Annotated in this window: 20 protein-coding genes and 1 tRNA gene; 15 read left to right on the top strand and 6 right to left on the bottom strand. The window is 49.5% G+C overall.

Annotation, left to right across the window (positions count from 1 at the left end; genetic code table 11):
- Nucleotides 1–182: 182 nt before the first annotated feature.
- Together AC5JPW_RS19315 and AC5JPW_RS19310 are read right to left on the bottom strand one after the other, a co-directional pair.
- A complete protein-coding gene (locus AC5JPW_RS19315; RefSeq protein WP_494242734.1) occupies nucleotides 183–1,262 on the bottom strand; it encodes an ATP-binding protein in 1,080 nt (359 codons plus the stop codon).
- The gene (locus AC5JPW_RS19310) at nucleotides 1,263–1,961 is read right to left on the bottom strand and encodes a response regulator (RefSeq protein ID WP_494242733.1); all 699 of its coding nucleotides are present in this window, start codon (nucleotides 1,959–1,961) and stop codon (nucleotides 1,263–1,265) included.
- Nucleotides 1,962–2,119: 158 nt separating this feature from the next.
- Between AC5JPW_RS19310 and AC5JPW_RS19305 the strand changes: the two genes are divergently transcribed.
- The 9 genes from AC5JPW_RS19305 to AC5JPW_RS19265 all read left to right on the top strand — a co-directional run bounded on the left by AC5JPW_RS19305 (nucleotide 2,120) and on the right by AC5JPW_RS19265 (nucleotide 14,842).
- Complete coding sequence (locus AC5JPW_RS19305; RefSeq protein WP_494242732.1) at nucleotides 2,120–3,157, top strand: efflux RND transporter periplasmic adaptor subunit; 1,038 nt, start codon at nucleotides 2,120–2,122, stop codon at nucleotides 3,155–3,157.
- Between the two features lie 111 nt (nucleotides 3,158–3,268).
- Nucleotides 3,269–6,376 carry a multidrug efflux RND transporter permease subunit gene (locus tag AC5JPW_RS19300; protein WP_494242731.1) on the top strand — a complete coding sequence of 1,036 codons (3,108 nt, stop codon included), beginning with the start codon at nucleotides 3,269–3,271 and terminating at the stop codon, nucleotides 6,374–6,376.
- Nucleotides 6,377–6,752: 376 nt separating this feature from the next.
- Complete coding sequence (locus AC5JPW_RS19295; RefSeq protein ID WP_494242730.1) at nucleotides 6,753–7,643, top strand: GNAT family protein; 891 nt, start codon at nucleotides 6,753–6,755, stop codon at nucleotides 7,641–7,643.
- 884 nt (nucleotides 7,644–8,527) lie between these two features.
- Nucleotides 8,528–9,508, top strand: a complete 981-nt coding sequence (locus tag AC5JPW_RS19290; protein WP_494242729.1) for a TIM barrel protein — start codon at nucleotides 8,528–8,530, stop codon at nucleotides 9,506–9,508.
- Nucleotides 9,509–9,557: 49 nt separating this feature from the next.
- Nucleotides 9,558–10,598: a sugar ABC transporter substrate-binding protein gene (locus tag AC5JPW_RS19285; protein WP_494242728.1), complete on the top strand. Its 1,041-nt coding sequence runs from the start codon at nucleotides 9,558–9,560 to the stop codon at nucleotides 10,596–10,598.
- A gap of 20 nt (nucleotides 10,599–10,618) precedes the next feature.
- Nucleotides 10,619–12,121, top strand: coding sequence for a sugar ABC transporter ATP-binding protein (locus AC5JPW_RS19280; RefSeq protein WP_494242727.1), 1,503 nt, complete (start codon nucleotides 10,619–10,621; stop codon nucleotides 12,119–12,121).
- 30 nt (nucleotides 12,122–12,151) lie between these two features.
- The gene (locus tag AC5JPW_RS19275; protein WP_494242726.1) at nucleotides 12,152–13,123 is read left to right on the top strand and encodes an ABC transporter permease; all 972 of its coding nucleotides are present in this window, start codon (nucleotides 12,152–12,154) and stop codon (nucleotides 13,121–13,123) included.
- Nucleotides 13,123–13,980 (top strand): MurR/RpiR family transcriptional regulator, encoded by an 858-nt coding sequence (locus AC5JPW_RS19270; RefSeq protein WP_494242725.1) that lies wholly within the window; start codon nucleotides 13,123–13,125, stop codon nucleotides 13,978–13,980. Before AC5JPW_RS19275 ends, AC5JPW_RS19270 begins: the two co-directional genes overlap by 1 nt.
- 1 nt (nucleotide 13,981) lies before the next feature.
- Nucleotides 13,982–14,842, top strand: a complete 861-nt coding sequence (locus AC5JPW_RS19265; RefSeq protein ID WP_494242724.1) for a ribokinase — start codon at nucleotides 13,982–13,984, stop codon at nucleotides 14,840–14,842.
- Nucleotides 14,843–15,580: 738 nt separating this feature from the next.
- On the opposite strand, the gene AC5JPW_RS19260 is transcribed toward AC5JPW_RS19265, so the two are convergent.
- Nucleotides 15,581–15,655 (bottom strand) — tRNA-Arg (locus tag AC5JPW_RS19260).
- A gap of 68 nt (nucleotides 15,656–15,723) precedes the next feature.
- A complete protein-coding gene (locus tag AC5JPW_RS19255; RefSeq protein WP_494242723.1) occupies nucleotides 15,724–16,671 on the bottom strand; it encodes a formate/nitrite transporter family protein in 948 nt (315 codons plus the stop codon).
- Between the two features lie 307 nt (nucleotides 16,672–16,978).
- On the opposite strand from AC5JPW_RS19255, the gene mlaA reads away from it, so the two are divergent.
- The gene (mlaA, locus tag AC5JPW_RS19250) at nucleotides 16,979–17,731 is read left to right on the top strand and encodes a phospholipid-binding lipoprotein MlaA (RefSeq protein WP_494242722.1); all 753 of its coding nucleotides are present in this window, start codon (nucleotides 16,979–16,981) and stop codon (nucleotides 17,729–17,731) included.
- 67 nt (nucleotides 17,732–17,798) lie between these two features.
- Here mlaA and fadL read toward each other — a convergent pair whose 3' ends face one another.
- Nucleotides 17,799–19,160 carry a long-chain fatty acid transporter FadL gene (gene fadL, locus AC5JPW_RS19245; protein WP_494242721.1) on the bottom strand — a complete coding sequence of 454 codons (1,362 nt, stop codon included), beginning with the start codon at nucleotides 19,158–19,160 and terminating at the stop codon, nucleotides 17,799–17,801.
- A 366-nt stretch (nucleotides 19,161–19,526) separates the two neighbouring features.
- On the opposite strand from fadL, the gene AC5JPW_RS19240 reads away from it, so the two are divergent.
- The 4 genes from AC5JPW_RS19240 (at nucleotide 19,527) to sixA (ending at nucleotide 24,127) form a co-directional block, all read left to right on the top strand.
- A complete protein-coding gene (locus AC5JPW_RS19240; protein WP_485888904.1) occupies nucleotides 19,527–19,811 on the top strand; it encodes a YfcZ/YiiS family protein in 285 nt (94 codons plus the stop codon).
- Nucleotides 19,812–19,974: 163 nt separating this feature from the next.
- Nucleotides 19,975–21,285 (top strand): acetyl-CoA C-acyltransferase FadI, encoded by a 1,311-nt coding sequence (gene fadI, locus AC5JPW_RS19235; RefSeq protein ID WP_494242720.1) that lies wholly within the window; start codon nucleotides 19,975–19,977, stop codon nucleotides 21,283–21,285.
- Nucleotides 21,285–23,432: a fatty acid oxidation complex subunit alpha FadJ gene (fadJ, locus tag AC5JPW_RS19230; RefSeq protein ID WP_494242719.1), complete on the top strand. Its 2,148-nt coding sequence runs from the start codon at nucleotides 21,285–21,287 to the stop codon at nucleotides 23,430–23,432. The genes fadI and fadJ overlap by 1 nt, the downstream gene beginning before the upstream one ends.
- Nucleotides 23,433–23,641: 209 nt before the next feature.
- Nucleotides 23,642–24,127: a phosphohistidine phosphatase SixA gene (sixA, locus tag AC5JPW_RS19225; RefSeq protein WP_494242718.1), complete on the top strand. Its 486-nt coding sequence runs from the start codon at nucleotides 23,642–23,644 to the stop codon at nucleotides 24,125–24,127.
- A gap of 61 nt (nucleotides 24,128–24,188) precedes the next feature.
- Here sixA and smrB read toward each other — a convergent pair whose 3' ends face one another.
- Nucleotides 24,189–24,740, bottom strand: a complete 552-nt coding sequence (gene smrB / locus AC5JPW_RS19220) for an endonuclease SmrB (protein ID WP_494242717.1) — start codon at nucleotides 24,738–24,740, stop codon at nucleotides 24,189–24,191.
- A gap of 163 nt (nucleotides 24,741–24,903) precedes the next feature.
- Here smrB and prmB point away from each other — a divergent pair, with 163 nt between their 5' ends.
- A complete protein-coding gene (gene prmB / locus AC5JPW_RS19215) occupies nucleotides 24,904–25,836 on the top strand; it encodes a 50S ribosomal protein L3 N(5)-glutamine methyltransferase (protein WP_494242716.1) in 933 nt (310 codons plus the stop codon).
- The last annotated feature ends 8 nt before the right edge of the window (nucleotides 25,837–25,844 follow it).

Below are 25,844 nucleotides of genomic sequence, written 5' to 3'. Positions count from 1 at the left end.
TTGCCAATTATTTTAGACGTTAAAATGGATAACCCCTCTAAATATGAGACTAATGATAAGTGATTACAAGGTGTGAATGTGATGTCTATCGCATAGGCTGTTTCTCTTCGGTTTTCCCTTCGTTTGCAAAGCCAGCCAGAAGCCTGATAGTACAGAGCCCCGGTGTTCGTTCATGCTGAACCTTACGGAACATTTGCATCTTTATATTGAAAGGGAAGTGAAATTTTGAACCCGGCACCACCCAGTTTACTTGGGAAATAGACAATCGAACCCTGATGCGCATTGACGATAGAGTTAACGACCGCAAGGCCCAGTCCTGAACCCCCATGCTCCCTGGAGCGGGAATCATCGGCACGTTTAAAGGGGTCGAACAGGGAGTCTATGAGTGTATCGGGCACACCCGGTCCCTCATCTTCAAGGGTAATAATGGCGTTATCGTTCTCGGCGTAGCAGGCAATCATCACTATCCCGGATACCGCGTATCGACGGGTATTGTCCATTAATGCAAGCATGGCCTGGCGGATTCTCATAGCATCACCTGACAAATAGACATCGTCCAGGCGTAAGACCGGGGTTATCTTTCTTTCATTCAGTGAAGGGGTGATTATCTCGGTAATTGCTGTGATTTCCTGGCTGAGATCGACAATTTCCTTACGCAGGGTCAGATAACCACTGTCGGCAAGACTGATGGTGCGGAGATCTTCGATCAGCCGCATTAATCCGTCGGTCTGTTTGAGTAAATTCATAAATAGCGCGGGTTCTGGCTGGAACAGACCATCTGCCAGCCCTTGTAAGCGCCCATGAAGGATGGTTATCGGTGTTCTGAGCTCATGTGCAATCGCTGCATTCCACGTCTTTATTTCACCAGAGGTGGTTTCCAGTCGCTCTGCCATGGTATTGAAGTCATTAATCAGTGACGCGGCTTCTTTTATTTTAACTTCACCGACATTGGCCCTTGCGCTCAGCGTACCGCTGGCGATTTTTCGGGTGGTGTCAGCAAGCGAAATCAATGGATGGAGCAAATGTTTCGAAAACTTAAAGGCCGTGAGAATAGAGGCAAACAGAGAAAAAAAGGTACCCAACGCGAATTGCAGCCAGTCATAACCGGTCATGGTGTAGTCATCATAAAGATCTTTCTGGCCCAGCCAGTTGACTAGTATCCATGTGGTAACAAAGTAGACAAAAAATGAAATCGCTGTTGAATAGAGGGTCACCTTCAACATCAAAATAGCCAGCGCGCTGTTGAGTCTCGACTGTCTCATTTATTTCCCTAACCTGTAACCAAAACCTCGTACGCTTTCAGGAACACCCGCCAGTCCCGCCATTTCGAGTTTTTTTCGTAATTTGCTGATATGGCTATCGACGGTTCGCTCAAGGGCATCTCTTTCTGTAAAACAGGCCTCCATCAGTTCCTGACGACTGAACACCTTTCTGGGTTGTTTTATCATATGTACCAGCAGCTTGAATTCGGTGGTGGTTAGTTCATGACCAATATCTATTTCCGAACCAGAGAGAATAACTCGGTGTTCATCTAATTGAACTTCAAGATAGTCCGTTTTATAGGCGGAGGGTTTAGTCGGAATATCGTTAAACAATGTGCGGCGTAAAACAGCACGTATTCTTGCCACCAGTTCTGCAGGGTTAAACGGTTTAACAACATAATCATCAGCACCAATTCTTAAAGCTGATAATTTATCAGCATCATCATCATTGGCCGTTAACATGATAATGGGTGTGTTGCTTTTTTTACGGATTTCCGTAAGCACACTCCAGCCATCCATTCCTGGCATACGAATATCAAGGACGATTAATGACGGTGCATGTTGAGCGTGATAATTTATCGCCAATGCGCCGGTATTGGCATGGATAGCCTCTAAACCATCGCGACGCAGGTAAGCCATAACAATATCTGCAATCTCAGCATCATCTTCTACAACTAAAACGAGCGGTATCTTATTCATAACTGCCTATCCTGATCGAAAACAGCCTCTTTGTTAAGGAGAAAAATTATATTTTTGCTCTCCATCTGATCTCCACAAAACCGGCAACAAATCTTAATCATCATGAGTTAGTTTGCATTTTTATTATGCATCGCGTGCTTTGACCCGGATAGGTTTTTATGAGTAATAAAATTTACATCTTATTTATTACATTCGCTTTGGCGTTGTCCGTCGGGTGTGATTCGAACCCACAGGATGAACTCACACAGCAGCCAGCGCAGCAAACTGTTCGGACAATTAAACTTCAGCCGACAGATATTATTTTAGAACAGACGTGGCCTGCGCGGGTAAGTGCTAACAGAACAGCGGAGATTAGACCTCAGGTCGGCGGCATCATCAAATCCCGGCTCTTCGTTCAGGGTTCGGAGGTGCGCGCTAATCAGCCTTTGTTTCAACTCGATGAAGCGCCGTTTAAGGCGGATGTCGAAATGGCTACAGCAGTACTTACTAAAGCGCAGGCCGCTTACCATCAGCTCCAGTTGCGCGCAGCGCGCCTGTCCCAGCTTCAGTCTTCCGGGGCGGTGAGCCGCCAGGACATTGACGATGCAAAAGCCAATGCCACTCAGGCTGCGGCCAGCGTTGCAGAGGCGACCGCTGCGTTGAACAGAAAGAAACTCGATCTGGCGTACACCACCGTGAGAGCACCCATTGATGGTCGTATCGATCAGGAGTTTGTCACCGAAGGCGCGCTGGTGAGCGCCGGTAATACTCAGGCGCTGGCAACCGTTCAGCAAATCAATGATGTTTACATTGATGCCCGACTTCCGGCAATGGAAGTGAATAAACTCATGCAGGATGCATCGGCAGACAACAGGGTGTTGACTCTGCTTGATGATAATGGGCAGTCCTATGGTGTTAAGCCGACTATTTTGTTCTCCGGTATCAACGTCAATAATGAAACCGGAGATGTCGTTTTAAGAGCGGTCACCAATAACCCAGGTAAAAAACTGATTCCTGGCATGTATGTGCGCCTCAAAATCACCCAGATCATTAATAAAAATGGCTTGCTGATCCCGGTTGAATCGGTGCAACGCAAGCAGGGGGAAGCCTTTGCCTGGTATGTGGACAGCAAGGGCATGGCATACCAGAAAAAGATTCAGCTTGGGGAGCAGACCGGCCAGCATTTTATTATTAAAGGTGGTCTTAAAGCGGGTTAGAATATTGTTGTAGAGGGTCAGGATAAACTTCAGGAAGGGATAGCAGTAATTAACAATGGCTGAAATAAAACCTGAAAAAGCTCTCTTTATTTTTGACGAAAGGACATCCTGATGTCGCAGTTTTTTATACAGCGCCCGATCTTTGCCTGGGTGATTGCCTTATTTATTATTCTTTTTGGATTAATTGCGATCCCTCAATTACCGGTTGCGCAATATCCTTCGGTGGCTCCGCCGAGCTTGTCTATTTCGGTGAGCTACCCGGGCGCGACCCCGCAGACCTTAAATGATTCTGTGGTCTCGTTGATCGAGCGCGAGCTTTCCGGGGTTGACGATCTGCTCTATTTCGAATCATCCAGTGATGTGTCGGGTTCAGCGACCATCACCGTGACCTTTAAGCCTGGAAAAGATATCAAGCTTGCCCAGGTGGATGTTCAGAATCAGATTAAAATTGTTGAGCCACGTTTGCCGCAGGCGGTTCGCCAGAACGGAATCAATGTTGAGGCCGCATCATCAGGCTTTCTGATGATGGTCGGCCTGCGATCGGCGGCTGGCACATTCAGCGAAGCCGATCTGAGTGACTATATGGCGCGAAACATCACGGAAGAGTTGCGCAGAATTGACGGTGTGGGCAAGGTCCAGGCATTCGGGGCAGAAAAAGCCATGCGTATCTGGCTGGATACGGCAAAGCTGGTTTCTTACCACCTGACCGTCAGCGATGTTGAGACTGCGATTACGCAACAGAATGCCCAGATAGCGCCCGGTAAAGTGGGGGATTCTCCCGCCATTGCAGGCCAACGCTCGGCATTCCCGCTCACTGTTAGCGGGCAGTTGGTCAGCCCTGAGGCGTTTCGCCAGATTGTCCTGAAGGCCAACTCAGACGGGTCAAAAGTTTTACTGGGGGATGTCGCCAGGGTGGAAGTGGGCCTGCAAAGCTACTCTTTTGCGACCCGCGAGAATGGACAACCTTCAACTGCGGTGGCTATTCAGCTTTCACCTGGTGCGAACGCGGTTAAGACCTCTGATGTGGTGCAAGACCGGATGGCAGAGTTATCAAAGGCAATGCCGGAGGGCATGGTCTATTCCATTCCGTTTGATACTGCTCCTTTCGTAAAAGTGTCTATCGAAAAGGTGATCCATACTTTTATTGAAGCCATGATACTCGTCTTCATTGTGATGTATCTTTTTCTGCAAAATGTCCGCTACACCTTTATTCCCGCCATCGTTGCGCCCGTGGCTTTGCTGGGTACATTTGCCGTCATGATGGCCGCTGGATATTCCATTAATGTTCTGACCATGTTTGGTATGGTGCTGGCGATTGGCATTATTGTTGATGACGCCATCGTTGTCGTCGAGAACGTCGAACGATTAATGGCAGAAGAGGGGTTGTCGCCACGTGATGCAACAATAAAAGCCATGCGGGAGATTACCGGTGCCGTGGTGGGTATTACGCTGGTGCTCACGGCGGTATTTATTCCAATGGGATTAGCGTCTGGTTCGGTTGGGGTGATTTATCGCCAGTTTACGCTCTCGATGGCGGTATCCATCCTTTTCTCTGCATTTTTAGCCTTAAGTCTGACACCAGCTTTATGTGCGACGCTATTAAAGCCATTACCACCAGAAGGGCATAAAAAAGCGTGGTTCTTCCGTAAGTTTAATAATGGCTTTGAACGCCTTACTGCGAAATATGAGACGGGGGTACAAAAAGCGTTAACCAAAATGGGCAGGATGATGCTGCTTTATATCAGCCTTTGCCTCGCGCTTTTTGTGGCGTTTAAAAACCTGCCTTCCTCTTTCCTTCCGGAAGAAGATCAAGGCTACTTTATGACCATGCTGCAACTGCCTGCGGATGCGACAACCGAGCGCACCGAGGAGGTGGTTAAAGAGTTTGAAAGCGCATTAGCCAAACGGCCTGATGTGAATCATAACCTGTCCGTTTTGGGGTTTAGCTTCTCAGGTTCTGGTTCGAATGCTGCGCTCGCGTTTACCGTCCTGAAAGACTGGAATGAACGTACTGGTACTTCTGCTCAGGAAGAGGCGGAGTATGCTCAAAACGCCATGAGCCATGTCGCTGATGCGACCGTCATGAGCCTTTTGCCCCCGCCTATTTCTGAACTGGGTACCTCGTCTGGCTTCAGTTTGCGCCTGGAAGACCGGGCGGGTAAAGGAAGTGCTGCGCTACATGACGCGCTGAATACGCTGTTAACTCTTGCCGGGCAGAGCAAGATTGTGAGCGGGGTTTACCTGGATGGTATGCCGGATGGCCCCAGTATTGGTCTGACAATTGACCGTCAGAAAGCTGAAACCATGGGGGTTTCATTCAGCGATATTAACCAAACCTTGTCGGGCGCGATGGGCTCGACCTATGTGAATGATTTCCCTAATGAGGGTCGACTTCAGCAGGTCATTGTGCAGGCAGATGCGCGCTATCGCATGAACATACAGGAGATTTTGTCCATGTATGTGCGTAACAAAACCGGGGGCGCGGTTCCTTTGTCTGAGTTTGTTCATGCTAACTGGCAAACGTCTCCCTTACAGTTGAATCGCTATCAGGGGTATCCCGCGATGCGCATTACCGGGTCGGCGGCTCAGGGCTACTCCACGGGCGAGGCAATGGCGGAAATGGAGACATTAGCCCGTAAGCTACCGGCCGGTTTTGCCATTGAATGGACAGGCCAGTCGTTACAGGAGCAGCAATCCGGTTCGCAGGCTCCGATGCTGGTCGCGCTTTCGCTGCTGGTTGTGTTCCTTGTGCTGGCTGCGCTTTATGAAAGCTGGTCGATTCCACTCTCGGTGCTGATGGTCGTCCCGTTAGGCATTCTGGGGGCGGTAGTGGCTGTCATCATGCGGGATTTGTCGAATGACGTTTTCTTTAAAGTCGGTCTGATTACCCTCATTGGGCTCTCTGCTAAAAATGCCATTTTGATTATCGAGTTTGCTAAACAGCTTCACGAGCAAGGGGAGAACATTGTGTTTGCCACGATCAAGGCGGCGAAAATGCGTTTGCGCCCGATTGTGATGACGTCGCTGGCCTTCACCCTTGGTGTGGTTCCTCTTATGGTTGCGACCGGGGCAAGTGCTACCACGCAGCATGCCATTGGGACGGGAGTATTTGGGGGGATGATTACCGGTACGCTCTTATCGGTATTCTTTGTGCCGGTATTTTTCGTTAGCGTTGCGGCAATGATAAAAAAGATCAGGAAACAGAAGTCAGCACTTTAAAAGTTAACTTCGTTTAATGATGGTTTATAGCAAATTTTTTGAGGCCTTCGTATTATGATGTAGCAAGGGGAACCATAAATAGCGTCCCTTTGCCCGAAGGAAATTGTGTTAACAAATTTGTCCCCGGATTTGTTGCCTGGAACGGATAGGCTTATTTATTGTCATAATTATTTAATAATGGCAGTGCACAAAGTTACCATTGTGCATGCGCTAGTTTTATATTTTTTTTAGCGAAAACTCATTGAGCCGCAGATGGCGGTTAGGCATGTGTATTATCTGACGTATTAATGTTCCATCAAGAAAGTAGTGGTAGGGTTTATTCATTCAAGTCATAACTAAAATAATACTTACCTTTATGGAATTGTTAAGGCTGGTCATGAACTTACAAAATATAAAGTTATATTTTTCAAAATGGCAGAGATCGAATTTTGAAACCTACAAGTTGGCTTATAATCTCTATGGCGGCTCTGTATGTACCCATCCGGATGTGTTGCAGTTTTTAAGCAGGGCATCCGGCGTCGTGCTTGAGTTTTATTGCAAAATGTCGCAGGGGAGAGTCGCGGGTGCCTGCTACTCAGTTAAAGGCAATCTATCATTACAGGACAAAAGATTTCCCGTTGTTTTTGATGATGTTTTTTTTCCTTTTTCGGAAGACGGCGGAGGATTTCTGCCCTTTAATACAAAACGATTATCACCAGCTCATAAGGGGAACTTTTTTAACGTCGTTCACTCCTGCCACCTGAAACATAAAATCGCGTACATTAAACATAGTTTTTCTAAGTCTACTGAGAAAAAAAGGAACGGTGAGCTTAACAAATTCCTGAGGGAAGGCGGAGAGGTTAAAGATATCAATGCGTTCACCATTGAAGAGATCGCTTCGCTATACATAAGCTTATTCAAGGACAGATGGCAGAATAAATTGAAATGTTTCAGTTATAGTGACTTGTGTGAAACATTGACAAGTCTGCAACACCTCTTGTTTGGTTGTGTGCTGGTAAAAAATGGCGAGGTATGTGCGTTAGATATTATATTTAAATCAGAGGCTAATGATTTTATCTATTTTGATGATATCAATGGCGGCTACTCTAGTTTATATCCTGAATATAATCTCGGCACCATCTTGTTATGGGCTAACATCCAGAAAGCAAGAGCCTTGTGTCAGGAGCAGCAGAAAGAATTCAAGTTTTCTCTTGGGATCTATAAGGAACACTGGTCATATAAAAAGCAGTGGTGCGATATTGTGCCGCTGGGCAGAGCGCTGATTTAAGTCGTTCTGAGGCTGCTTTTATGGTGCGGTTTGCTTCGGCAAGCCGCATTGCTTTGGGGTTGAAATTTGATAGTAGGCTCCTTGTCTTATGGCTCGGCGTGTGACTGGTCTGCGAGGGTTAATAGTTATTTTCAGTAGCTATGCAAATCATCGTTTCATGTCATTACGTGGCGCACTAATCAGTTCTATGCGTTTGTGAATCACTTCTAGCCCAGTAATCTAAATCACCTTTATCTTGTATGGATTCTTTGGCGTTCATTAAATGTCCAGTTCCTCATAATCGCCTCGTTAGAGCGATGCAAGGCTGGCTTCAATATGTGCAGTGTTTGCCGGGTTACTGAGCTGTTTTAGCCGTTATTTTATTGGGCGGCTGCAGATGAGATGGATGAGCGTGAGCGGGTGATCCTTGATGGTATTGTCATCATGTCTGGTTAGACTGATTTGTTAAAACGTCCATCGCAGAATTACTGGGCGCTTGTTACCTTTGCCAGCCGGGAGTTGACTGTAAACAGGAAGAAAACAGCTGGCTTGCCGCTTCCGTCTTTTATGATGTGTACAGAGGATGTTGCTTAAGTTTGCTCACTTCCCAAGAGTAAGCCTAAACCTAAACCCAGAACGATCCCTTGATACCTGTTGACCATTTATGTATCCAGGGCTGCAGTTGTAGCCTTGGCAACTTTAGACTTCAATCGAGTCAGAGATCTCTAACGTATCATCGACTTCAATGTCAGATATCCCCTTTTTTCGTGAATAGCCTCTCATTATCTGTCTTTCAGCACGCAATTAACTTGCGGAAGTTTTACTTCAGTGATAGTAAATTACTACTTCACAAATAATCGTGAAGAAAGAAAGTACTTTACGAATCAATTTAGGAAGGACTTCCCATGTCAGAATTGAAATTTGCCACACGCCTTAACTCCTTTGCCTCCGGGCCGCATCTTTACTGGCCGGATTTGCAGGGAAAACCGTCAGTACTGCAGATGATTGAACGTGCCGGCACGGTGAAAGGACTGACTCATCTGGACCTGAATTACCCCCAGCATATGACCACGGACGTGAAAACGATGCGTCAGGCGATTGAAGCCGCCGGGCTTGCGGTTAACGGTATGCAAATGCGCTGGGATGCGCCGGAGTTCAAAATTGGTGCTTTTACACACCCGGATGCAAAAATTCGCCGCAAAGCCATCGACCTGACGAAGCAAGGTATTGATGCCGGGCGTGAATTTGGTGCGAGCTTAATGACACTCTGGATGGGGCAGGATGGTTTTGATTACTGCTTCCAGGCTGACTACAAAAAAATGTGGGAAGACGCTGTATCTGCGGTGCGTGAAGTCGCGGAGTACGCGCCGGATGTGGATATTAGCATCGAATATAAGCCCAATGAACCTCGTGCATACAGCATCTTCCCGAACGTGACCACGTGTCTCTTAGCCGTTGAAGAAGCGGGGTCTCCAAATCTTGGTATTACGCTTGATTTTGCTCACGTACTCTTCGCTAACGAGATCCCGGCTTACGCAGCTGCGATGGTTGCACGCCGCTCACGCTTACTGGGTCTGGATCTGAACGATGGATGGGGCAAACGTGATGATGGCCTGATGGTGGGTTCAGTCAATCCCCGCGCAACACTGGAATTTATCTGGCAGATGCAACGTGATGGTTATCAGGGGGCCTATTACTTCGATACCTTCCCGGACGCAAGCGGTCTTGACCCTGTGCGCGAAGCGGAAACTAATATTGCGACCGTCAAACGCTTCTTACAATTGAGTGAAAAGCTCAATAACAATCCAGAGCTCTCAGATGCCATCTCGCGGCAGGATGCTGTTACTTCACAGCAAGTCGTGAATGACATCATGCTGGCTCGCTAATAAATGAACTACCGGTGTTTACCCCTACAAAAACATTGAAGGTCATAAGATGAAAATAAAATTACTCTCTGTACTCGCCTCTATGCTCGTCAGTTCTTGCCTTTACGCAGCAGAACTTCCGCCGCTGCATTCGGATACCGAACCCGACAGGACAGACTGGACAGAGCTGACGTCCAAGTATGGCCCGATGCCTGCAGCCAACAGTCAGCTGAAAATTGGTGGCGTATCGAAAACGTTAACCAATGAATACTGGCGCTCGTTAGGCGACGGCTACAAAAATGTGGCAAAGAAGAATGGATTTACCCTCGCTTACCAGGCTGCTGCAAATGAAGACGATCAGTTGGGCCAGCTTTCCATTGCTGAAACCCTTCTCTCACAGGGTTTTAACGGCTTGCTCGTGTCACCACAAACTGATGCCAATCTGCAACCCGCCTGGGAAGCGGCAAAAAGCAAAGGTATCCCGGTCGTCAATGTGAATGATGCTGTCATGCCAACAGCGGCATGGTATGTGGGTAACGTGCAGAAAGATAACGGTGTTCGCGTGGCGAACTGGTTTATCAAACACCACCCTGAAGGCGGGAAAGTTGCCATTATTGAAGGACAGCCTGGCGTATATGCTGCCGGCCAACGCACCAACGGTTTCCGTGAAACGATCAGCGCTAATGGCAAATTTAAGCTTGTCGCCAGCATTCCGGCTAACTGGAGTCGTGAGCGTGCCTACAATGCCGCTGCGACCATTCTGCAACAACATCCTGATCTGATTGGTTTTTACGCTAACAACGATGGTATGGCATTAGGGGTGGTTGAAGCCGTTCGTGCGGCCAATAAATCGGGTCAGGTCGCGGTCTTCGGTACTGATGGTATTTCCGATGCCTATGCCTCCATCAAGCGCGGTGAGTTAACCGGTACGGTAGACAGCTTCCCGATACTGACGGGGGAAGTAGCGATGGAAGTGATGCTGCGTTTGATTGATGGACAGAAAATTTCTCGCGTCGTTTCGACCCCGCAGGCACTTATCACCAAAGAAAATGCAGACGCATTTTCCACTAAAGATAACGACAAACTGCGTGAACTGCTGAAACAGCAATAAAGCGAGGCAACGGAGGGTGTATGGAACAGTTTTGTTTAACGATGCGCAGTATTACCAAAACCTATGGTAATGCCATTGCCGTTCAGGATGTTGATTTTTCGGTTAAGCGTGGGGAAGTTCATGCGTTGATTGGCGAAAACGGTGCGGGAAAATCGACCTTACTCAATATCCTATCCGGGGTCAGAGCGGCTGATAGCGGTGAAATTTGTGTTGAAGGTCAGGTGATTCAGATGAAAAGCCCGCTCTCAGCTCGTCATGCTGGAATTGCGATGATCCATCAGGAATTGCAGCATGTTCCAGAACTCTCCGTTGCGCAGAATATGTTTTTAGGGCGGCCATTGACGCATTACAAAGGGTTATTCGTAAACAAGAAAGCGCAGTATGCGCGGGCTGTTACGATCCTTAAGCGTCTCGATCCAACAATTGATCCCAATGAGCCAATTAAGAACCTCAAGGTTTCTCAGCAACAAATTGTGGAAATTGCCCGTGCCTTGCTTGATGACGCAAAGATAATCGCCATGGATGAACCTACTTCCAGCCTGACACCACGCGAATTTGACAGACTGGCGGAGCTTATTTCCGATCTTAAATCCATGAATGTGGCACTGATTTACGTGTCACACAAAATGAATGAGATTTTCAGAGTCTGCGATCGTGCGACAATTATGCGCGATGGTAAGCAGGTCGGGGTGGTTAATATTTGCGATGAAACGGAAGAAACCATCGTCACCAAAATGGTCGGACGTAAAATCGAGAAGGTAAAGCACAATTCCTGGGCGACGACAAAGCAGGTACTGGAAGTCAAAAACCTTAGTCGGGATAAGGCGGTTGTAAATGCCAGTTTTACCGTTAACGCAGGTGAGGTATTGGGCATCGCCGGTCTGGTCGGTGCTGGACGTACCGAGCTGTTGAAACTGATTGCAGGTATCGACAAATCCACAAGTGGACAGGTTTCGGTGGAGGGCAATGTGTTGGGGAAACTGACTATTGCCAGCGCCATTCGTGCTGGAATCGGACTCGTGCCTGAAGACCGTAAAAAAGAAGGGATCATCAAAGAACGCGCCGTTAAAATGAATGTGGCATTACCGTCAATGCCAAATTTTACCGCTGGCGGGTTAATTAAAAAAAATAAATTAAATCAGATAGCAACGGATGTCATGACTGACCTGAAGTTACGCCCGTTGAATATTGAAAAGCCAATTGGCACTCTCAGTGGCGGCAATCAACAGAAAGTGATTATTGGCCGCTGGGTTGCCGCTGACACCAGGGTTTTCCTTTTTGATGAACCCACTCGCGGGATAGATATTGGTGCAAAATCAGAAATTTATAATCTGATTGAAAAACTTGCACAGCAGGGAAAAGCGATAATCGTCGTCTCATCTGAAATGACAGAAATCATCCGAATTTCAGATCGCGTGCTTGTTATGCGTGAAGGTAAGGTTTCTACTGAATTACACGGGGACGATATCACAGAGGAAAATATTGCCAGGTTTGCCATTAACGAACCTGGAACGAAAATTTAACTTTTCCCTTTTACAAATAAGGTCACTATTATGATAACTCAAGGCAATACCCAGCCAACAGCACCAGTGGTGTCACATTTTAAATTTAATGTTCGCGATGCAGGCACACTGATTGGCCTATTAATTATTATCATTACCTTTTCTTTTTTATCGCCGGTGTTTTTTACGTTACCTAATTTACTGAATATTTTACAGCAATCGTCAATCAACGCCATTATTGCTCTCGGAATGACGCTGGTCATTATCTCAGGCGGAATTGATTTATCGGTTGGGCCTGCGGCTGCGCTGTCCGCAGTACTGGGGGCAACGCTAATGGTCGCCGGAGTTCCTGTTCCCTTAGCCGTCATGGCCACGTTAAGTATTGGTGCCTTGTGCGGCGTATTTAGCGGCACGCTTGTGGCTTATGCTGGCTTACAACCGTTTATTGTCACGCTGGGTGGTTTATCACTGTTTCGGGCTATGGCGCTGATTTTCACCGACGGTAATCCAATATTTGGCATCCCAATGGAATTTCGAAATATAATCAATGGGATGGTGTTTGGGATCCCAGTGCCGATTTTAATCGTCGTCGCTATTGCGCTGATTTTATGGGTGGTCATGAATAAAACCCCGCTGGGTGAATATATTCTTGCTGTGGGAGGAAATGAAGAGGCGGCACGAGTCGCGGGCGTGCCTGTAAAAAGAACTAAGGTTACTGTCTATGTTCTTTCCGGTTTATTAGCCGCACTTGCTGCTCTTATTTTAATTGGCAGGTTGGGAGCGGCTGAACCCACATTAGGAAATTTATGGGAGCTTGATGCCATTGCTGCTGCGGCAATCGGTGGTGCTTCATTAATGGGAGGTAAAGGTAGTGTACTCGGTACAATTATCGGAGCAATCATCCTTGGGGCATTACGTAACGGGTTGACATTACTGAATATCCAGGCTTTTTATCAATTGCTTGCTACGGGGCTTATTATTATCATAGCGATGTTGATTGACAGAGCGACACGAGGCAAATAATGAACCTGGATCCACGAGCGATTGGTGCTCAAATTCGAATGAGATTGCCCCATCTGACTCCCCTGGAGAAAAAGGTTGTGGAGTCAATCACGCTTAAAACCGATCTCTCTGAGCAAACATCGTTAAAAGAGATTGCACAGGAGAATAATGTTTCTGAAGCCATGGTGGTAAAACTTGCCAAGAAACTTAACTTTTCCGGTTTTCGTGATTTCAGAAGCAGTTTGATTTACTACAACCATTCTGAAGTGGCCAATCTGCATGAGGAAATTGAGCCTGAAGACTCGTCGGAACAACTCCTGGCAAAAGTGTTTCGGACATCAATCCAGGCCATCGAGGAAACGAGTTCAATCCTTGATGTTGCGGCATTCGATCGCGCGGCTGAACTCCTGTTCAAAGCGCGCTACATCGATATGTATGCCGTCGGTGGCTCCGCTACTGTCGCGCGCGATCTGTCGCATAAGCTCCTGAAAATTGGCATCAAGTCATCCGTGTATGACGATGCCCATACGATGCTAATGTCCGCTGCAATTTTGTCTGACGATGATGTGGTTATTGCAATTAGTCACTCCGGCGCGACGCGCGCCGTGAATGACCCGGTTAAACTGGCGACCCGTAGCGGCGCCAAAGCCATTGCCATTACCAACTACGCTGAGTCACCCATCGCGCAAAACTCGCATGTGGTGCTCAATTCAACATCACAGGGATCGCATCTGCTCGGGGAAAATGCTGCATCACGCATTGCGCAACTCAATATCCTGGACGCGCTGTTTGTCGCTATTGCTAAAAAGGATTTGAAGAAAGCGGAGAAAAACCTGATGAAAACGCAGCAAGCGGTCAAAGACTTAAGAGAATACTAGCATGAGCAAAATAGTCGTCGCTGGCAGTCTGCATTACGACGTTATGTTACAGGCGCACCATCGCCCTGAAAAAGGTGAGACCGTAATTGGCAGTGGTTGCCATTTTAAATTTGGCGGCAAAGGCGGCAATCAGGCCGTTTCCGCCGCGCAGGCTGGCGCGCAGGTTGCTTTTGTGGGCGCGGTCGGGGCTGATGCGAACGGCGAATTTTTACGGGATGTTCTCACCGGCAATGGGATTGATATCCGTCGCCTGGCCACTCTCGAAGAGGTTCCTTCAGGGATGAGTGTTGCTATAAGCGATGCGGAAGGGGACTACGGTGCTGTGGTGGTTTCTAACGCGAATAACCATATCCCTGAGGATGTTCTGTCTGATGCAGCATTATGGGACAAGACTCAACTGCTGATTCTGCAAAATGAAGTCCCTGAATCGGTAAATATTCACGCCGCACAGGCGGCTCATCGTCATCAAGCTCGGGTGTGTCTTAATGCAGCTCCCGCACGATTGTTAAGTCAGGAACTGGCAAGCAACATTGATATTCTGGTTGTTAACGGAGTTGAAGCACGGGATTTAAGTGGCATTGAGGTGACGGATTTGGATTCTGCTCGCGCTGCAACAGACAAACTTAGCGAACGCTTTCCTGCCGTCGTTGTGACGGCGGGTGAACATGGTGTTGCGTTTGGCATGAAAGGGGAGACCGCCCGTTCTCTGCCTGCTATTCCTGTTATGCTGGTGAGTACCCACGGCGCAGGGGATTGCTTTGTGGGGGTGTTGTGCAACGCGCTTTCTCGAGGCGAAAGTCTCGCACAAGCTTGTCAACGCGCGAATGAAGCTGCAGCTGAACATGTTTCACGGATTAGTTAGTCATTCTATTGCGGTGGCGATCGCGGCCACCGCACTATCTCTTGACTGGAACGACACGCCTTTAACAAACATTTCCATATCCTGGAGGGTATAAAACACTTTAATCACGGTACTTCCCCCCTGTCTTGATCAACGTCGTTATGATGAGTGAGACTGTTTGCCGAATACTTTTCTATTTATAAGTAATCTGCCTGAATTAAGTGGTTTTGTACTACTTCCGCCTGCAGAGTGTTTTACAAATTAATCACCATTCGGCCTTTTTCAAACCAAATATAATTTATCTTGTTATATTGTAGATCTAACCTATCTTGCAGATGTGAAGCTCAGTGTTCCATCGACCCGTTGAACTCATGGCACGAAGCGGACAATTCATTAGCTTGCGCACTGACAATGTCCAGGGTTAGCTCGGAACTAAGTGCTTCGACAAATCACGATATCCATGACAAAGGAAATTCATTGCAGCCACATCACATTCACTCAGGTTGCACTAATCGCCGCTAAAAGGCCTCCTGCAGTAGCGAGGCGAGAAGAATTTTTGCAGGCTTGGCTGTGTCAATTTGCTTTACCGTGAGCATATGGGCATAAATCCGTGGCCATTTTGCCGTATGCCCACAATATACCCGCAAAAGTTCGGTGCAGTTAAATCATGTTAGTTACTGTGCGGGAATGATGGCGTGGTTAAACGGCATTGATATCTAGTGTTTTGGTAATTGAGGGAAATGATGGGTAATTAAGAAATGGTGTCCCCTGCAGGAATCGAACCTGCAACTAGCCCTTAGGAGGGGCTCGTTATATCCATTTAACTAAGGGGACAAGGCGGCAGGAGTATAACGTTATTCCGGCTGCGCGTTAAGCGTACCTGCGCCCAAGTGGTTAAAGTGTCACCGTTTCGCCTCTTTTTCTGCAAAATCCTGGGGGGATTGCTGTTCCTTTGCTTTGGCTTTAGCCTCCGCCTTGCGGGCATTAATCATATCGTTGCGGATCTGCGCATGGCTCAGCAGGGCAAAGATGAGCGTTCCGCCGCAAATGTTACCCGCGAGGGTGGGAAGGGCGAAGGGCCAGAAGAATTCGCTCCAGTGAATAGTCCCATTAAAGATCAGATAAAAGATTTCGACTGCGCCCACGACAATATGGGTGGTGTCGGCGAGGGCAATAAGCCAGGTCATCAGAATAATGACTACGATTTTCGCTGCACCCGCAGAAGGGAACATCCAGACCATAGTGGCAATAATCCAGCCGGAGATGATGGCGTTGGAAAACATCTCCGCAGGGCTATTTTTCATCACGTCCATACCGATTTTTACAAACGCACCCCGCGTCTCTTCATCAAAAATGGGCATATATTCGAACGCCCAGGCAGCAACCCCTGTGCCAACCAGATTCCCCAACAACACCACGCTCCAGAGACGTATCATCAGGCCGAAATTCACCCACGAAGGGGTCTGCATCACGGGCAGTACAGCGGTCACGGTATTTTCGGTAAAGAGTTGCTGACGGGCCATAATGACAATAATAAAGCCAAAGGTATAACCGAGGTTTTCCAGCACAAACGCGCCCGGAATACCGTCAAGCTGAACGTGAAAAATCCCTTTTGCCAGCAGCGATGCGCTCATGGATAAGCCGGCGGCAATGGCAGACCAGAAGAGCGCCATGGCGTCGCGTTCCAGCTCCTTCTCACCATCCTGCCGGATGTGTTCATGAATCGCCATCGCACGAGAGGGAAGCCGGTCTTCATCGACTTCAATCTTCTCGCCACGCTGCTTCTCATCGCTCTCTACTTGAATCTCTTCAGTGTGTTTATCGATTTTTTCTTCCACGACGTCGCCCATGATAGCTCTACCAAAAATTGTTTTATTCCATAAGCGTAGCGGCTTTTATCAGCCCTTCAGGGCGGTTCAGTCCGAATTTATTGTTAATGGCAGCTATGGTGATACCGAATGCGCAAAGTTTATATACTATGGCGGCAAACACGGGGCCAAACTACAGCTATGCTGAAATGAGGATTTCCCGTTTCGTAGACATCACAACGTGTACTGATACAATGCGTTGCATGCTTATGACGCTACTCACCACGGCCTGCATTTGCGCGCAAAGGGATGGCGTTTCGCGAAAGCCATTTTCTTCAGGGAGACATCTATGAATTTTCGCCTGTCAGCGCTCGCGCTGGCGACAACCCTTCTGGCTGGCTGCGCCAGTTCCGGGGATCAGCAGGGGCGTTCTGATCCGCTTGAAGGGTTTAACCGCACGATGTACAGCTTCAACTTCAACGTACTGGATCCGTATGTTTTGCGGCCTGTTGCCGTTGCCTGGCGTGACTATGTGCCGCAACCGGCGAGAAATGGCCTGAGCAACTTTACCAGTAACCTTGAAGAGCCAGCCATCATGGTGAACTTCTTCCTGCAGGGCGATCCCTACCAGGGCATGGTGCACTTCACGCGCTTCTTCCTGAACACCCTACTGGGGATGGGCGGCTTTATGGATGTCGCCGGCATGTCAAATGACAAACTGCAACGGGTTGATCCACACCGCTTTGGTAGCACGCTGGGTCATTACGGGATCGGTTACGGTCCATACGTGCAGCTGCCGTTCTATGGCAGCTTTACGCTGCGTGAAGATGGTGGCGATATGGCTGATACGCTCTATCCGGTGCTTTCCTGGCTGACCTGGCCATTGTCCGTAGGTAAATGGACAGTGGAAGGGATCGAGTCACGTGCGCAACTTCTGGATTCCGATGGCCTGCTGCGTCAGTCTTCTGACCCGTACATCCTGGTGCGTGAAGCTTACTTCCAGCGCCACGACTTCATCGCCAACGGCGGTAAGCTAAAGCCGGATGAAAACCCGAACGCGAAAGCGATCGAAGGTGATTTAAAAGATATCGACTCTGAATAAGTAAATGCAGAGCAATAAAAAAGGTGAGCGCATTATCTGGCTCACCTTTTTTTATGTCAGATAAAAATCAGAACGCGTAGTTAAAGTTCGCACCATACAGCCAGGCACGACCTTCAGATTTAAAGGTGTATGGGCCTTCGGTGAATTCCACTTTCTGACCGTGCATGTAAGAAACACCCAGATCAACTGACGCATCTTTGTTGAAGGCGTACGTGGTACCTGCACTCAGCCAGAAGCGGTCCTGATCCGGAATGGAGATAGAACGTTTGTCTGCCGGAACCGGGCTGTCATCGAAGGCAATACCGGTACGGAAGGTCCAGTTATCATCCATATAGTAGGTGGTACCCAATGCAATGCGGTAAGAATCTTTGAAGCCTTCTTCTTTCTTAAAAAGTGTCTGACCGTTGCTGCTGGTGGCTTTCAGCTCCTGGAACTGGCTCCAACTGGTGTATGCCAGGCTGTAGTGAATCGCCCACTGCGGTGCCACTCGGTTGTAACCTGAAATTTCCCACATTTCTGGCAGGTTCAGGGTCAACGCACCATTGGTGGTTTGGCCGCCTGTTCCATACGGTAAACCCAGGCCCAGTGCGGCGTTAATTGGGTTCAATGACGTAGGCAGGCTGCTCTTATAATCGCCGTCGAAGTCGACTTTAATTTCAGAGCGGTAGGTCAAACCATAACGGTTGTCTTTATCAAGTTCATACAGGATACCGGCGTTCCAGCCAAAGCCCCACTCATCACCTTTCAGGTAAGCAATCTGGGTATCACGGCTGATACCGCCTGCTTGCGAACCAATGGCTGCAGCCTGAGCTGGAGTCAACTGGCCTGAGCGAACCAATGCCGGGATGTTAGAACCGATGATTTGCGGCAGGTCACCTGCATAACGCTCCAGTTTTGCTTTCGCGTAAACGGCATCAAAGCCCAGACCGAAGCTCCAGTGGCTGTCCAGGCGGTAGGCACCGCTCAGGTTCAGGTTAATGGTTTCCAGGTCGGTTTTACCGCCCATCGAACCTGCTGCATAACTGTTGTTAAATTCAGTCGCCAGGCCGTAGTTGGAGGTTAGTGACGCACCCATACCGAACTGATCGTTAATCGGTGTCACAAAGTGCAGGTTAGGCACCCAGGCCGTTGGAGCGATATTGTCCTGACTTGCATCGTTACCTATAGAGGAACGACCAGACACATTTACATCCGGATCAACGAAAATAGCACCGCCCGAGAAAGTCGGACGATCAAACATCATGATCAATGCAGGGTTACGGCTGACGTTACCTGCATCATCAGCAATTGCACCTTCACCAGAATAGGCACGGCCAAGGCCAGAAGAAGAAAATTCGTTGAGCTGAAAGCCTGCTGACCAGGCTTGAGTTGAGACGATTGCCACTGCAACAGCGAGAGCAGACTTCGTAAACAGGGTTTTCTGGCTCATGACCAAAACCTCATCAATTATATTTATTTAAATATGTTACATGGCGTAACAGGGGCGCAAGTGTAGGGTCTGCGGTACATCTTAGAAATCAGACCAGTGGCGAGAGTATAGGTCTGACCAGAGGAAATGTTGCAAGGTTGTATATAAAAATTTTCAAGTATGATCTTCGAAACGGGATCTGCGTGGCAAAATTGCGGCCAGGGTCGCTAATCAAAACGGGTGATTTTTGTTTTAGATCATTTTTAAGTGTGATTTCGGTCACTTGAAGGCCTTCTGCAAATTATCAACTGGAGAGGCACCCATGCGGGGGGTAAAATATGTCCAACGTTATCTGGCACCTTGGGTGCGAATTCAGAGGAAATCACAATGAGTAAATGCAGTGCTGATGAAACCCCGGTTTGCTGCTGTATGGATGTTGGTACCATCATGGACAACTCCGACTGCACCGCCTCCTATAGCCGTGTTTTTGCTAACCGCGCTGAAGCGGAAGAAACTCTGGCTGCACTGACCGCAAAAGCCCGTGGTGTGGAATCTGATCCTTGCCAGATTACCGCGACCTGGACAGAAGAAGCACAGGGTGTGCGTCTGGACATTGACTTTGTCTTCGCCTGTGAAGCTGAAACCCTGATCTTCCAGTTGGGCCTGCGTTAATTTCCCCCTACGCTCCTGCATCCTGCGGGAGCGTTATTCTCAATAATCTCTGTGGCTTAGCTCCCAATTTTTCTCCCCTCTGATTGGCTAAATGTAAAAAAATAGTTAAGACTGTTATCAGGTCAGACCACTTTGTGAGTTATGCTGTTAACAGGGGAGTGTTATGAGTCAGGCATTATCGCTTGTCACCCGTCAGGGGGACCGCATCGCTATTGTCAGTGGATTGCGCACGCCATTTGCTCGTCAGGCGACAGCATTCCATGGTGTTCCGGCCATTGAGCTTGGAAAAATGGTGGTGGGAGAGCTGCTCGCTCGCAGTGAAATTCCGCCAGACATTATTGAACAACTGGTGTTTGGTCAGGTGGTTCAAATGCCTGAAGCGCCTAACATTGCCCGTGAGATAGTGCTGGGAACCGGGATGAGTGTGCACACCGATGCCTACAGTGTGAGCCGTGCCTGTGCGACCAGTTTTCAGGCAGTGGCGAATGTGGCCGAAAGTCTGATGGCAGGAACGATAAGAGCGGGTATTGCCGGTGGGGCTGATTCCTCTTCTGTTCTGCCTATCGGCGTCAGTAAAAATCTGGCCCGCACATTAGTTGATGCTAATAAAGCACGAACGTTGGGGCAAAAACTCAAACTTTTCTCTCGTCTGCGTTTACATGACCTGCTCCCCGTACCACCCGCTGTGGTCGAATACTCGACGGGTCTTCGTATGGGCGATACCGCCGAACAGATGGCAAAAAGCTATTCTATTACCCGCGAAGAGCAGGATGCACTGGCTCACCGCTCACACCAGTTTGCCGCCCAGGCCTGGGCCGAGGGCAAGCTAAACGACGAGGTGATGACCGCCTATTCACCGCCTTATCGCGAACCGCTGGTGCAGGATAATAATGTGCGCCAAAACTCCAGCCTGGCAGACTACGCGAAGCTGCGCCCGGCGTTTGATCGCAAACATGGCACAGTCACCGCTGCGAACAGTACGCCGCTGACCGACGGTGCAGCGGCAGTGATCCTGATGACTGAATCCCGTGCCCGCGAACTGGGGCTGAAGCCGCTGGGCTATCTGCGCAGCTATGCTTTTACTGCCATTGATGTACAGCAGGACATGTTGTTGGGGCCAGCCTGGGCGACACCGCTGGCGCTTGATCGGGCCGGGCTGACTCTTGCGGATCTGACCCTGTTTGATATGCATGAAGCCTTTGCTGCTCAGACGCTGACCAACCTGAAGCTGATGGCAAGCGAACGTTTTGCCCGCGATGTGCTGGGGCGTTCGCAGGCAACCGGGGATGTGGATGACAGCAAATTCAACGTGCTGGGGGGCTCGATTGCTTACGGTCATCCGTTTGCTGCCACCGGCGCACGTATGATCACCCAAACGCTCAATGAACTTCGCCGCCGTGGCGGAGGATTTGGTCTTGTCACCGCCTGTGCGGCAGGTGGGCTGGGTGCGGCTATGGTTCTGGAGGCTGAATAATGGAAATGATGTCGGCATTTACCCTGACCGTTCGCCCTGATTTTGTCGCTGTCGTCACCGTTGACGTGCCTGGCGAGAAAATGAATACCCTGAAGGCCGAGTTTGGCACCCAGGTGCGCGCTATTCTCAAGCAAATTCGTGAGAATAAAAGTCTCCGTGGCGTGGTGTTTATCTCTGGCAAACCTGACAACTTTATAGCCGGGGCAGACATCCACATGATCGATCGCTGCCAGAACGCGAAAGAGGCTGAAGATCTTGCCCGACAGGGGCAAAAGATTATGTCGGAGATTCATGGGTTGTCGATCCCGGTGATCGCGGCCATTCATGGACCCTGTCTCGGCGGCGGTCTGGAACTGGCGTTGGCCTGTCATCGCCGTGTTTGTACTGATGATGCCAAAACCGTGTTGGGTTTGCCGGAAGTGCAACTGGGGTTGCTGCCCGGTTCCGGCGGCACACAACGCTTGCCGCGCCTGATAGGGGTGAGTACTGCGCTGGAGATGATTCTGACCGGTAAGCAATTGCGCGCCCGCCAGGCCCTTAAAGCCGGGTTGGTGGATGAGGTGGTACCTGCGTCAATTCTGCTTGAGGCGGCGGTCGAACTTGCCACTCAGGGACGTCCTGCCAGTCGTCATCTGCCGGTGCGTGAACGCGTGCTTGCCAGCCCACTGGGACGGGCCGTGCTATTTCGTATGGTTGGCAAAAAGACCGAACAAAAAACGCAGGGAAATTATCCCGCCACTTCACACATTCTGAGCGTGATAGAAACCGGCCTGGGTCAGGGCAGCAGCAGTGGTTATGAGGCTGAGGCCCGTGCTTTTGGTGAACTGGCGATGACGCCAGAATCTCGCGCTCTGCGCCATATTTTCTTCGCCAGCACCGAGGTGAAAAAAGACCCTGGTGGCGAGGTTGAAGCAGGCCCATTGCGCACGGTCGGTATTCTGGGCGGCGGGCTGATGGGCGGGGGAATTGCCTATGTCACCGCCGTGAAAGGCGGCCTGCCGGTTCGCATAAAAGATATTAATCCGAAAGGGATCAATCATGCCCTGCAATATAGCTGGCAGGAGCTTGATAAAAAGGTCCGTCGCCGCCATCTTAAACCTGCAGAACGTGATGCGCAGATAGCACGCATTTCTGGCACGACGGATTACCGTGGCTTCGCCCATCGCGACGTTGTAATAGAAGCGGTGTTTGAGGATTTAGCCCTCAAGCAGCAGATGGTGGCTGAGGTCGAAGCGCAGTGTGATCCTACGACCATCTTTGCCTCCAACACCTCTTCGTTGCCTATCGGCGATATCGCCGCAAAAGCGAGTCGGCCGGGACAGGTTATCGGATTACATTTTTTCAGTCCGGTCGAGAAGATGCCACTGGTGGAAGTCATTCCACATGCCGGGACGTCAGAGCAGACTATCTCGACGGTCGTGAAGCTGGCGAAGAAGCAGGGCAAAACACCGATTGTGGTGGCTGACAAAGCCGGTTTTTACGTAAACCGTATTCTCGCACCTTATATAAGCGAGGCTATGCGTTTGCTCAGTGAAGGTGAACGCATTGAACAGATTGATAAAGCTCTGGTGAAGTTTGGTTTCCCGGTTGGCCCCATCCAACTTTTGGATGAAGTGGGAATTGATACCGGGACTAAAATTATCCCTGTACTCGAAGCCGCATACGGCGAGCGATTTGGTGCCCCTGCAAGTGTCGTTTCGGCAATCCTGAATGACGATCGCAAAGGCAGAAAAAATGGTCGCGGTTTCTATCTTTACGGTAAGAAAGGGCGTAAAAGCAACAAACAGCCTGACCCGGCAATTTACTCGCTCGTAGGGGCGCCCGGGGCAGGCAAATTGTCAGCTGAAAGCATGGCTGAACGCTGCGTGATGATGATGCTTAACGAGGCCGCACGCTGTCATGCCGAGAAGATCATTCGTTCGCCGCGAGATGGCGATATTGGCGCCGTATTTGGCATTGGTTTTCCACCGTTTCTGGGTGGCCCGTTCCGCTATATGGATTCCCTTGGCGCGGGTGAAGTGGTTGCTGTCCTCCAGCGCCTGACCGCGCTTTATGGGGCGCGTTTCTCCCCTTGTCAGCATTTGTTACAAATGGCTGAGCAGGGCGAAACTTTTTGGGTCAAAAAGGAAACTGATTTTGTAAGTTAAGGTCAAAAAAGGGTAAATCCAGCTTTGAATGAAATTGTCGTGGTCAATTAGTAAACAGTGATTGACTATACTTACGGCATTAGGGTAAAAGACAGCGTTTCATTCAGTGAATGGATAAGGCACAATGCCCGGCCATTGATAATTTCCGTCGTAATGGAACTGTTTCACGCGGGAATATTGATGCTTCTGGTTAACAAAAGCGGTGCAATATGCAAGTTTTTATCATGCGTCACGGCGATGCAGCCCTCGATGCAGCCAGCGACTCTGTTCGTCCCTTAACCCCGTGTGGTTGTGACGAATCGCGTCAAATGGCAACCTGGTTGAAAGGCCAAAAAGTGGATGTCGACCGTGTTCTGGTCAGCCCGTTCTTGCGCGCTGAGCAAACACTGAAAGAGGTGGGGGGATGTATGAACCTGCCTGACAACGTGGATGTCCTGCCGGAACTGACTCCGTGCGGTGATATTGGTCTGGTTAGTGCCTATTTGCAGGCTCTGGCCAATGAAGGTACCGCTGCGGTGCTGGTGATTTCTCACCTGCCGCTGGTAGGCTACCTGGTGTCCGAGCTCTGTCCGGGTGAAGCACCGCCAATGTTTACCACTTCCGCCATTGCCAGCGTCACGCTGGATGAAAGCGGTAAAGGTGTCTTTAACTGGCAAATGAGTCCCTGCAACCTGAAGATGGCTAAAGCTATCTGATTCGCCGGACCGTGAATAAAAGCCGCCATTAAGTGCGGCTTTTTTACTTTCTGACGCTCACTCAGGGGAGCTCTGGCGGCTGCCACTCTTCCACTTCAATCAACACCAGCACTGCGGCATCTCCGCCGTACTCTTTAGGTGCCTGATGGAAGGCCATCACGTGTGGATGCTGCGCCAGCCATAGGGGTGTTTGTTGCTTCAGGATGTGTTTACCGTGCCCGTGCATCACACAGGCGCAAAATACATGCTCGCGGCGGCATGCGGCAATCAGCGCGCCCAGTTCCTGTTTGGCCTGCATCTGCGTCAGACCGTGCAAATCTAAAAACAGCTCCGGGGAGTAGTCACCACGGCGAATTTTTTTCAGCTCAAAGTGGCTGACGTCGTCACGAACATATTTCACCGGCCCTTCGGTATTGAGGAGCGGCTGGAATTCATCAGAAAAATAGTGACTGTTGTCGGCCTGTTCCTGCAACAGGCGTTTTACCGGGACTTCGCTCACCTTCTTGCGCGTCGGCGGATGTACCACCGTATCCTGCTTGAGTTTACGGGTGCCGGTCATCAGCTGGCGGAAAAGTGCCTGCTCCTCCTCGCTGAGCGATGCTTTCTTTTTCATCTGTTCATCTCATCTCTTATTTCTTTTAGTTTACCTGACTCGGCCTCCGCTTTTCAGCAAAATGCATTTTTACGCCCGCAGTGTAAGCGTCAATGCTGATTTATCGCCGCCTTCATGGCAAACTAGCCGCCGAATTTAAAGAGAGCATGTCCTGGGGGATAAAGTGGATAAAATTTTCGTCGATGAAGCAGTGAGTGAACTGCATACCATTCAGGACATGTTGCGCTGGTCGGTCAGCCGATTTAGCGCGGCAAATATCTGGTACGGTCACGGTACTGATAACCCGTGGGACGAAGCCGTACAACTGGTGCTGCCGACCCTCTACCTGCCGCTGGATATCCCGGAAGAGATGCGCAATGCCCGCCTGACCTCCAGCGAGCGTCATCGTATTGTTGAGCGTGTCATTCGCCGCGTGAATGAGCGTATCCCGGTGGCTTACCTCACCAATAAAGCCTGGTTCTGCGGCCACGAATTTTATGTCGATGAGCGCGTGCTGGTTCCACGTTCACCAATTGGTGAACTGATCAACAACCGTTTTGCCGGGCTGATTGACGGTCATCCGCAGCACATTCTGGATATGTGTACCGGCAGCGGCTGTATTGCCATCGCCAGTGCTTATGCCTTCCCGGAAGCCGAAGTGGATGCGGTGGACATCTCCCCGGACGCCCTTGCGGTCACCGAGCACAACATTGAAGAGCACGGCCTGATTCATCACGTCACGCCGATTCGTTCCGATCTGTTCCGCGACCTGCCGAAAGTCCAGTACGACCTGATCGTCACTAACCCGCCGTACGTGGATGAAGAAGATATGGACGACCTGCCGTCTGAATATCGCCATGAACCGGAACTGGGTCTGGCCTCGGGTAGCGATGGTCTGAAACTCACGCGCCGTATCCTCGGCTGCGCACCGGATTACCTGACTGACAACGGTGTTCTGATTTGTGAAGTGGGCAACAGCATGGTACATCTGATGGACCAATATCCGGACGTACCGTTCACCTGGCTTGAGTTTGATAACGGCGGTGACGGTGTCTTTATGCTGACCAAAGCCCAGCTTATTGCTGCCCGCGAACACTTCAGCATCTACAAAGATTAAGTAAACGC

Source organism: Phytobacter sp. (genome assembly GCF_059074235.1).
This window is presented reverse-complemented; position numbering and strand designations above follow the sequence as displayed.

Bases quoted from the DNA above. Each gene is read 5' to 3' on its own strand.
- AC5JPW_RS19275 (WP_494242726.1), top strand. From the start codon at position 12,152: ATGATAACTCAAGGCAATACCCAGCCAACAGCACCAGTGGTGTCACAT.
- AC5JPW_RS19255 (WP_494242723.1), bottom strand. From the start codon at position 16,671: ATGGGCGACGTCGTGGAAGAAAAAATCGATAAACACACTGAAGAGATT.
- fadI (WP_494242720.1), top strand. From the start codon at position 19,975: ATGAGTCAGGCATTATCGCTTGTCACCCGTCAGGGGGACCGCATCGCT.
- AC5JPW_RS19300 (WP_494242731.1), top strand. From the start codon at position 3,269: ATGTCGCAGTTTTTTATACAGCGCCCGATCTTTGCCTGGGTGATTGCC.
- AC5JPW_RS19280 (WP_494242727.1), top strand. From the start codon at position 10,619: ATGGAACAGTTTTGTTTAACGATGCGCAGTATTACCAAAACCTATGGT.
- mlaA (WP_494242722.1), top strand. From the start codon at position 16,979: ATGAATTTTCGCCTGTCAGCGCTCGCGCTGGCGACAACCCTTCTGGCT.
- fadJ (WP_494242719.1), top strand. From the start codon at position 21,285: ATGGAAATGATGTCGGCATTTACCCTGACCGTTCGCCCTGATTTTGTC.
- AC5JPW_RS19270 (WP_494242725.1), top strand. From the start codon at position 13,123: ATGAACCTGGATCCACGAGCGATTGGTGCTCAAATTCGAATGAGATTG.
- AC5JPW_RS19315 (WP_494242734.1), bottom strand. From the start codon at position 1,262: ATGAGACAGTCGAGACTCAACAGCGCGCTGGCTATTTTGATGTTGAAG.
- sixA (WP_494242718.1), top strand. From the start codon at position 23,642: ATGCAAGTTTTTATCATGCGTCACGGCGATGCAGCCCTCGATGCAGCC.
- AC5JPW_RS19305 (WP_494242732.1), top strand. From the start codon at position 2,120: ATGAGTAATAAAATTTACATCTTATTTATTACATTCGCTTTGGCGTTG.
- smrB (WP_494242717.1), bottom strand. From the start codon at position 24,740: ATGAAAAAGAAAGCATCGCTCAGCGAGGAGGAGCAGGCACTTTTCCGC.
- AC5JPW_RS19285 (WP_494242728.1), top strand. From the start codon at position 9,558: ATGAAAATAAAATTACTCTCTGTACTCGCCTCTATGCTCGTCAGTTCT.
- AC5JPW_RS19240 (WP_485888904.1), top strand. From the start codon at position 19,527: ATGAGTAAATGCAGTGCTGATGAAACCCCGGTTTGCTGCTGTATGGAT.
- AC5JPW_RS19310 (WP_494242733.1), bottom strand. From the start codon at position 1,961: ATGAATAAGATACCGCTCGTTTTAGTTGTAGAAGATGATGCTGAGATT.
- AC5JPW_RS19295 (WP_494242730.1), top strand. From the start codon at position 6,753: ATGAACTTACAAAATATAAAGTTATATTTTTCAAAATGGCAGAGATCG.
- AC5JPW_RS19265 (WP_494242724.1), top strand. From the start codon at position 13,982: ATGAGCAAAATAGTCGTCGCTGGCAGTCTGCATTACGACGTTATGTTA.
- AC5JPW_RS19290 (WP_494242729.1), top strand. From the start codon at position 8,528: ATGTCAGAATTGAAATTTGCCACACGCCTTAACTCCTTTGCCTCCGGG.
- fadL (WP_494242721.1), bottom strand. From the start codon at position 19,160: ATGAGCCAGAAAACCCTGTTTACGAAGTCTGCTCTCGCTGTTGCAGTG.